Raw genomic sequence first — 8629 nt, forward strand, 5'->3', positions numbered from 1 at the left:
GCTGTGCATCACTCGGCGAACCGGCGGAACACCAGGGAACCGTTGGTGCCGCCAAAACCGAACGAGTTGGAGATCACCACGTCGATCGGCATCGGTTGCGCTTCGTGGGGCACGAAGTTCAGGTCGCAACCTTCGTCCGGCTCATCAAGGTTGATGGTCGGCGGAGCGACCTGGTCCTTGATGGCCATCACGCTGAAGATAGCCTCGACCGCACCTGCCGCGCCCAACAAGTGGCCGGTCATGGACTTGGTCGAGCTGACCGCCAGCTTGTAGGCATGCTCACCGAACACCGACTTGATGGCCTCGGCTTCCGCCAGGTCGCCCGTCGGGGTCGAAGTACCATGGGCGTTGATGTACTGCACCTGGTTGGCATTGACCTTCGCATCGCGCAAGGCGTTGGTGATACAGCGCGCAGCACCGGCACCGTCGGACGGTGGCGAGGTCATGTGGTAGGCGTCACCGCTCATGCCAAAACCAATCAGTTCTGCGTAGATGGTCGCACCACGGGCCTTGGCGTGCTCAAGCTCTTCCAATACCAAGGCACCAGCGCCATCGGACAGTACGAAACCGTCACGGCCCTTGTCCCACGGACGGCTGGCACGAGTCGGCTCGTCGTTACGGGTCGACAGCGCACGGGATGCGCCAAAGCCCCCCATGCCCAGGCCGCATGCAGCCATTTCGGCGCCGCCGGCGATCATCACGTCCGCTTCGTCATAGGCGATGTTGCGCGCCGCCATGCCGATGCAGTGAGTGCCCGTGGTGCACGCCGTTGCGATGGCGTAGTTAGGCCCCTGTGCGCCCAAATGGATGGACAGGAAACCGGAAATCATATTGATGATCGAGCCCGGCACGAAGAACGGTGAAATTCGACGGGGGCCGGAATCGTGCAACGTGCGACTGGTTTCTTCGATATTGGTCAAACCACCAATACCCGATCCCATGGCCACGCCGATGCGGTCACGGTTGGCGTCGGTGACTTCCAGGCCGGCGTTACGCACCGCCTGAAAACCGGCTGCCAGGCCGTATTGAATGAACAGGTCGAGCTTGCGGGATTCCTTGACCGAGAGATATTCCTCGACATTGAAACCCTTTACCGAGCCGCCAAAACGGGTGGAATAGGCAGAAAGGTCCGTGTGTTCGATCAGACCAATACCACTGTGGCCAGCCAGAATGCCCTGCCAACTGCTCGGCACATCCGTGCCCAGTGGCGACAACATACCCATACCGGTGACTACGACGCGTCTACGCGACACAGCACTCTCCTTTTTCTAATGACGACACTTTGCTTCAGCATTCACTTTTCATCAGGGCTAAAGAAAAAACCGCACGCCGTTACAGCAGTGCGGTTTTTCCCTGACAGCAAGCGACGACTACAAACTATTACGCCTGGTGGCTAGTAACGTAGTCGATGGCAGCTTGAACAGTAGTGATTTTTTCAGCTTCTTCGTCCGGGATTTCGGTCTCGAATTCCTCTTCCAGAGCCATCACCAGCTCAACGGTGTCAAGGGAGTCGGCACCCAGGTCTTCAACGAAGGAAGCGCTGTTGGTCACTTCTTCTTCTTTAACGCCCAGTTGCTCGGCAACGATTTTCTTGACGCGCTCTTCGATGGTGCTCATACCTTGTTTTCACTCCTAATGGACAAATTCAGGCAGCTGGCCAGTGGGTAAGTGTATAGAAAGCCATTTCAGCTTTTCAACTGAAAGCTTCACCCTGTACCCGGTCGGCCACCTGCCTATAAATTAAGTTGCAGCTTTATAACGGATTTTAGACAGCTCGTATGACATTTTTTTGAAGCGATCCGTCACAATTTAACTCATGTACATCCCGCCGTTCACCGGGATTGTAGCCCCAGTCACGTATGCCGCACCGTCGGATGCCAGGAAAGTGACCACATTCGCGATCTCTTGAGCCTGGCCCAGACGGCCCAGCGGAATCTGCGTCAGCAAGGCTTCACGCTGTGCTTCCGGCAGTTCGCGGGTCATATCGGTGTCGATGAACCCAGGGGCCACCGAGTTGACCGTAATCGACCGCGAACCGACTTCACGCGCCAATGCACGGCTGAAACCTTCCAGGCCGGCCTTGGCGGAGGCGTAGTTTACTTGGCCTGCGTTGCCCATGGCACCCACTACGGAACCAATATTGATAATTCGGCCCCAACGCGCCTTGGTCATGCCACGCAAAACGCCCTTGGACAAGCGAAACAGACTGTTCAAGTTGGTATCGACCACGTCGTACCACTCGTCGTCTTTCATACGCATCATCAGGTTATCGCGGGTGATGCCGGCGTTGTTCACCAGAATCGCCGGAGCGCCGAATTGTGCGGTGATCTCGGCCAGCACAGCAGCCACGGATTCATCGCTGGTCACGTTCAGTTCAAGGCCGGCGCCTTGTACGCCGTGTTCCTTCAGGGTCGCGGCGATACGCTCGGCGCCCGAAGCGGAAGTAGCGGTGCCGATCACGACAGCGCCCTGACGGCCCAATTCCAGGGCAATCGCCTGGCCAATGCCACGGCTGGCGCCGGTAACCAGTGCAACTTTACCTTGCAGACTCATGCAGGCTTCTCCTAAGTGTGGGGATCAGGCCAGTGCCGCGCGAGCGGCAGCGAAGGCATCCGGGGTATTGAGGTTGGCAGTCGACACGCCGTCGGCGCAACGCTTGTTCAAGCCGGCCAGGACTTTGCCTGGGCCGCACTCGACCAGTTCAGTGGCGCCCTTGGCGGCCAGGGTCTGAACCGACTCAACCCAACGTACAGGCTTATAGAGCTGTTCCAGCAGGTCACGCTTGAGGGTGTCGAGGTCGGCGGCCACGGCTGCGCTGACGTTCTGCACCAGTGGGATCTGCGGCGCCTGCCAATTGATGGCGGCGATGGACTCGGCAAAACGCTCGGCGGCCGGGCGCATCAGTTCGCAGTGGGATGGCACGCTCACTGGCAACGGCAGCGCACGCTTGGCACCGCGGGCCTTACAACCCTCGATGGCACGCTCAACAGCAGCCTTGGCACCGGCGATCACTACTTGCCCAGGAGAGTTGAAGTTCACTGCGCTGACCACTTCGCCCTGTGCCGCTTCGGCGCAGGCAGCAATCACATCAGCATCTTCCAGGCCCAGGATAGCGGCCATGCCGCCCTGCCCGGCCGGAACGGCTTCCTGCATCAGTTGGCCGCGACGCTCGACCAGCTTGACCGCTTCACCGAGGGTCAAGCTGCCCGCGGCAACCAAGGCACTGTATTCACCCAAGCTGTGACCGGCAACGAATGCCGGACGCGCGCCGCCCTCTGCCAGCCACAAGCGCCACAAGGCGATGGAAGCGGTCAGGATCGCCGGCTGGGTTTTGTCGGTTTGATTGAGCTGTGCTTCCGGCCCTTGCTGGGTCAGTGCCCACAGGTCGTAACCCAGGGCATCGGAAGCTTCCTTGAAGGTTTCCAGGATCAGCGGGTATTGCGCGCCCAGCTCGGCCAACATGCCGAGGGACTGCGAGCCCTGCCCTGGAAAGACGAATGCGAGGGATGTAGACATGTAACAAGCCCCTAATGATCTGGTCGTCAAAAATGCTCACTCCTACGGTGGGAGCGAACGAAACTGACAGATTGGATGGTCAATTGAACTGGCCGGTCACATTTAAGCACTCCCGGGCCGATTCGCCTAAGGCAACAGATCCTCAAGACGGCCGTGCAAACGCTGCGGCAGGTTTTCCTGAATTTCGATTACGGCGCGTGCAATCGCACTTTGAAAGCCCTCAACACCCGCCGAACCATGACTTTTCACCACAATGCCCTGCAAGCCGAGAAAGCTGGCACCATTATGCCGTGCCGGCGCCAAGTCAGCCTGCAAACGACGCATCAACGGCAATGCCAGGGCGCCGACTGCACGCGAAGCCAGGTTTCGCTTGAACAGCGCCTCAATACGCGTGGCTATCATGGTCGCCAAGCCTTCACTGGACTTGAGCAGGATATTGCCGACAAATCCGTCGCACACCACCACATCCGCCTCGCCCCGGTACAAACCGTCGCCTTCGACAAAGCCGATGTAATTCAGCCCACGCGCGCCCTGCAACAGCGTAGCCGCCAGCTTGACTTGCTGGTTGCCCTTGATGTCTTCGATGCCGATATTCAGCAGGGCCACCCGCGGCCGCGTCACACCCAGCGCTTCGGCGGCCACCGAACCCATCACAGCGAACTGGAACAGGTGTTCGGCGCTGCAATCGACGTTCGCGCCCAAATCCAGCAACTGGCAATAGCCCTTCTGCGTCGGAATCGCCGCCACCATCGCCGGCCGATCAATGCCAGGCAGCGTCTTGAGCACATAGCGCGACAGCGCCATCAAGGCGCCAGTGTTCCCGGCACTGACACAAGCCTGCACCTTGCCATCACGCAACAGTTCCAAAGCTACCCGCATCGAGGAGTCAGGCTTGCCACGCAAGGCTGTCGCCGGCTTTTCATCCATACCGATGGTTTCGCTGGCCGGAACAATCGTCAGGCGCGCGCGATCCACCGCCGGATGGCTGGCAATCAGTTCTTCAAGTAGGGAGTGTTGACCGACAAGGGTCAGGTGCAGCGAGGGCGTTGCAGACAGGCTGGCAATGCAAGCCTGAACAATGCTGCGGGGACCGAAGTCCCCGCCCATTGCGTCAATCGCGATGACTTGAGCGGACAAGTGATTACTCGTCAGCGCCCTTGTCGATCACTTTACGGCCACGGTATACGCCTTCTGGCGATACGTGGTGACGCAGGTGAACTTCACCGGTGGTCTTTTCTACGGACAGGGTGCTTGCCTCGAGAGCGTCGTGCGAACGGCGCATGTCACGGGCGGAGCGGGATTTTTTGTTCTGCTGAACAGCCATAATTGATTAACTCCTAAACGTTTGGGTCACGCTTTAACTGCGCCAATACACTGAACGGGTTGGACCGCGTTACCTCGTCCTCGCTCGGTTCGGGCTCGTCATCGAGGCCCGCCGGCTGCTGGCATTCTTCCGGATGATGAGCAGGCACAATGGGCAAGGCGAGCAAAAGCTCCTCCTCGATCAGTGCATGCAGATCCAAAGGATCTTCGCCCAGTTCCAGCACGTCATAACCTTTCGGCAACGACTGGGTATTCGCACCCTCCTTCACCACAGCATAACTGCACTCGCTGTGGATCGGCAGGGTGACCAGCTCAAGACAACGCTGGCAAACCATTTTGACTTCGGTGTCGATAAAACTGTGGATTACCACAGATTTACGTTCATCTCGTTCAAAAACGAATTTGGCCTGCACCGTACCGACAGTGTCGGAAAGCGGGTCGCAGAGTCTCTCCAAATCGGCCAGCAGCAGTTCACCTTGAAGGGAAGTGCCACGATCAGCCAATTTGCGCGGGTCAACGTGAGGTGGAATCGGGTCATTCAACATAGGCGCAGCATTATAGGGATGCACCCAGCCATGTCAAAGGAAATTCAGCCCTGTGCGTCAGCCGGTCGCCCCGCTAGAATCGGCGGCTGCCTTGAGGAGACGCCCATGCTGCCTTTATTACTCGCATCCAGCTCGGTTTATCGCCGGGAATTGCTGAGCCGCCTGCACTTGCCATTCACCTGCAGCTCGCCGGATATCGACGAAAGCCATCGTGCAAATGAGTCCGCTGTGGAACTGGTCAAGCGCTTGGCCAAACAGAAAGCTCGCGCACTGGCGACTACCCATCCAGGGCATTTAATCATCGGCTCCGACCAGGTGGCCGCGCTTGAAGGGCGCATTATCGGCAAACCCCACACATTTGAAAACGCCCGTGAACAATTACTGGCCGCCAGCGGCAAGCGAGTCAGCTTCCTGACCGGACTGGCGTTACTGAACACCGAGACGGGACGCTGCCAGGTCGATTGTGTACCGTTTACCGTGCATATGCGTAAGCTCGACGCAGAGCGGATCGAGCGCTATTTGCGGACCGAGCAACCCTATGACTGCGCGGGCAGCTTCAAGGCCGAAGGGCTGGGTGTGAGCCTGTTTCAGAGCACCGAAGGGCCGGATGCGACCAGCCTGGTCGGCTTGCCACTGATCCGACTGGTCGACATGCTGCTCGCAGAAGGCGTACAAATTCCTTAAAGCCCACCCCAAAACCACTGTGGGAGCTGGCTTGCCTGCGATAGCGGTGGATCAGCCAATATAAATGTCGACTGAACCATCGCTATCGCGGGCAAGCCCGCTCCCACAGTTGAAGCGATACGCCCACTGGATTAGCGCAGGGCCGGCCCCTGGAAGCCCATGTAAAAGGCCAGCTTTTCCGCCACGCTGGCGCCGAGCCGCTTGGAGAACCGATCAAACGGCGACTCCTCGACTGTGAAATCCACCAGTTCCTTCTCGCCAATCACATCCCGCGCCACCGAACTGGCACTGCCCAAGCCATCGATCAAGCCCAGCGGTAACGCCTGCTCGCCCGACCACACCAGCCCGGAAAACAACTCCGGATGCTCTTTATCCTTCAGGCGATCACCACGGCCCTGCTTCACGCTGGCAATGAACTGACGATGAGTAGTGTCGAGCACGCCTTGCCAGAACTGGGTTTCGTCGGCCTTTTGCGGCTGGAACGGGTCAAGGAATGACTTGTGCTCACCTGAAGTGTAAGTGCGGCGCTCCACTCCCAACTTCTCCATGGTCCCGACAAAACCGTAACCGGCAGCCGTCACACCAATGGAGCCGACCAGACTGGCCTTGTCGGCATAGATCTGATCGGCGGCGCTAGCAATGTAATAAGCCCCCGAGGCCCCCAGGTCGGAGATCACCGCATACAGCTTGGTATCCGGGTGCAGCGCGCGCAGACGGCGAATCTCGTCGTAAACATAACCCGATTGCACAGGACTACCGCCCGGGCTGTTAATGCGCAGGATCACGGCCTTCACCTTGGAGTCTTCAAACGCAGCACGCAGAGCGCTGACAATATTGTCGGCGCTGGCGGACTCCTTGTCGGCAATCACCCCGCGCACCTCGATCAACGCGGTGTAGTGGCTGCCACGGGTAGCGCTTTTTTCCACATCCATCAGTGGACTGAACAGCGCCAGCATGGCGATGAGCCAGACAAAGGTCAGCAGCTTGAAGAATATCCCCCAACGCCGTGCACGACGCTGCTCCTGGACGCTGGCCAGGAGGGTTTTCTCCAGCAACTTCCAGCTCTTGTCATCAGCGCTTTCAGCCTTTTCAGGCGCTTTCCACTCGTCACTCATGCCATTAACCCCAGCAAAGACTTATCGGGCCTGACTGAGCCAGGCCTGCAATTCGGAAAAATGATCAATCGTCAGCCGAGGCTCGTATTGCTGCAAGGCCTCAGCCGCCTGGGCACCATAGCTGACGGCCACACTGTCCATGCCAGCGTTGCGCGCCATCATCAAGTCGAAGGACGCATCCCCCACCATCAACGCCTGACGCGGTGCCACGCCGCAATGGGCCAGGATCTGTTCCAGCATCAGAGGGTGAGGCTTGCTGGCAGTTTCATCGGCTGCACGGGTGATATCGAAATAATCCTCAAAACCATGGGCCTTGAGCACCCGGTCCAGCCCGCGACGAGCCTTGCCGGTGGCGACGGCCAAGTGATAGCCCTCGGCGCGGAACGCCTCAAGGGATTGCCTTACACCCTCAAACAACGGCGAAGGTTCGGCTTCCAAGGCAATGTAGTGATCGGCGTAGTGCTGACGAAACGCTATCAGCTCTTCGCCACCAATCTCCGGGTACAACGTACGTATCGCCTCAGGCAAACCCAAGCCGATGATGCCCTTGACCGCCAAGTCGCTGCACAGTGCATAGCCGGAACGGGTCGACGCCATGTGCATCGACTCGACGATACGGCCAATGGAGTCGGCCAGCGTGCCATCCCAATCAAAAATCAGCAGCTTGTAGTCAGGGTGCGACACTCAAACGCTCCACGGTCTTGGCCCACATCTCATCGACCGGCGCCTGCAACTTCAGCTCGCCGCCATCGGGCAGCGGCACGGTGAGCATGTAGGCGTGCAGGAACAAGCGCTTGCCACCCAGGTCGCGAATTTCCTTGGAGAAGTCCTCGTCACCGTACTTGGTATCGCCCGCAATACAGTGACCGGCGTGCAGGGTATGCACGCGAATCTGGTGGGTACGACCGGTGACCGGCTTGGCCTCGACCATCGTGGCGAAATCACCAAAACGGCGTAGTACCTTGAACAGGGTCAGGGCTTCTTTGCCCTCCTCGTCCACTTCCACCATGCGCTCGCCGGAACGCAGGTTGCTCTTCTGCAACGGCGCTCGAACGCTTTTGATCGAACTGGCCCAGTTTCCGCGCACCAGCGCCATGTAGCGCTTGTCCACGCCATCGCCACGCAGGGCAGTGTGCAGATGGCGCAGCATGCTGCGTTTCTTGGCGATCATCAGCAGGCCGGAAGTGTCGCGATCCAGGCGATGGACCAGCTCCAGCTCCTTGGCATCAGGCCGCAATTGACGGAAAGCTTCGATCACGCCGAAATTCAGGCCGCTGCCACCGTGAACCGCAATACCGCAAGGCTTGTTGATCACGATCAGCTTGTTGTCTTCAAAGACAATCGAGGCTTCCAGGCGCTGCAACAGCCCTTGGGCCAGCGGAACAGGTTCGTCACGCTCCGGCACGCGGACCGGTGGCACACGGACGATATCGCCCGCCTGCAGCT

11 protein-coding genes are annotated in these 8629 nt (G+C 59.0%); 1 reads left to right on the top strand and 10 read right to left on the bottom strand.

The window, feature by feature from the left end; genetic code table 11:
* Window positions 1-8 precede the first annotated feature (8 nt).
* The 7 genes from fabF to ACRESD_RS18400 form a co-directional block, all read right to left on the bottom strand.
* Complete coding sequence (gene fabF / locus ACRESD_RS18370) at window positions 9-1253, bottom strand: beta-ketoacyl-ACP synthase II (RefSeq protein ID WP_431752219.1); 1245 nt, start codon at window positions 1251-1253, stop codon at window positions 9-11.
* 127 nt (window positions 1254-1380) lie between these two features.
* Window positions 1381-1617 (bottom strand): acyl carrier protein, encoded by a 237-nt coding sequence (gene acpP, locus ACRESD_RS18375; RefSeq protein ID WP_004371293.1) that lies wholly within the window; start codon window positions 1615-1617, stop codon window positions 1381-1383.
* Between the two features lie 192 nt (window positions 1618-1809).
* Entirely contained in the window at window positions 1810-2553 is a 744-nt protein-coding gene (fabG, locus tag ACRESD_RS18380) for a 3-oxoacyl-ACP reductase FabG (RefSeq protein ID WP_431752220.1), read from the bottom strand.
* Window positions 2554-2577: 24 nt separating this feature from the next.
* Window positions 2578-3516: an ACP S-malonyltransferase gene (fabD, locus tag ACRESD_RS18385; RefSeq protein ID WP_431752221.1), complete on the bottom strand. Its 939-nt coding sequence runs from the start codon at window positions 3514-3516 to the stop codon at window positions 2578-2580.
* A 126-nt stretch (window positions 3517-3642) separates the two neighbouring features.
* On the bottom strand, window positions 3643-4653 hold the full coding sequence (gene plsX / locus ACRESD_RS18390) for a phosphate acyltransferase PlsX (RefSeq protein ID WP_431752222.1): 1011 nt from the start codon (window positions 4651-4653) through the stop codon (window positions 3643-3645).
* Between the two features lie 4 nt (window positions 4654-4657).
* Window positions 4658-4840 (bottom strand): 50S ribosomal protein L32, encoded by a 183-nt coding sequence (gene rpmF, locus ACRESD_RS18395; protein ID WP_003179396.1) that lies wholly within the window; start codon window positions 4838-4840, stop codon window positions 4658-4660.
* Window positions 4841-4853: 13 nt separating this feature from the next.
* Window positions 4854-5384, bottom strand: a complete 531-nt coding sequence (locus tag ACRESD_RS18400; protein WP_010566563.1) for a YceD family protein — start codon at window positions 5382-5384, stop codon at window positions 4854-4856.
* A 105-nt stretch (window positions 5385-5489) separates the two neighbouring features.
* On the opposite strand from ACRESD_RS18400, the gene ACRESD_RS18405 reads away from it, so the two are divergent.
* Window positions 5490-6068: a Maf family protein gene (locus ACRESD_RS18405; RefSeq protein WP_431752223.1), complete on the top strand. Its 579-nt coding sequence runs from the start codon at window positions 5490-5492 to the stop codon at window positions 6066-6068.
* Between the two features lie 131 nt (window positions 6069-6199).
* Here the strand turns inward: ACRESD_RS18405 and ACRESD_RS18410 are convergent, their stop codons facing one another.
* From ACRESD_RS18410 to ACRESD_RS18420, 3 genes are all read right to left on the bottom strand, one after another.
* Entirely contained in the window at window positions 6200-7183 is a 984-nt protein-coding gene (locus ACRESD_RS18410) for a S49 family peptidase (RefSeq protein ID WP_431752224.1), read from the bottom strand.
* 21 nt (window positions 7184-7204) lie between these two features.
* Complete coding sequence (locus tag ACRESD_RS18415) at window positions 7205-7867, bottom strand: HAD-IA family hydrolase (RefSeq protein WP_431752225.1); 663 nt, start codon at window positions 7865-7867, stop codon at window positions 7205-7207.
* A partial coding sequence (locus ACRESD_RS18420) for an RluA family pseudouridine synthase (protein ID WP_431752226.1) occupies window positions 7854-8629 on the bottom strand: 776 nt, incomplete at its 5' end. The genes ACRESD_RS18415 and ACRESD_RS18420, both read right to left, overlap by 14 nt.

Origin of the sequence: Pseudomonas sp., from assembly GCF_050739995.1 — a bacterium.
Taxonomy (GTDB): domain Bacteria; phylum Pseudomonadota; class Gammaproteobacteria; order Pseudomonadales; family Pseudomonadaceae; genus Aquipseudomonas.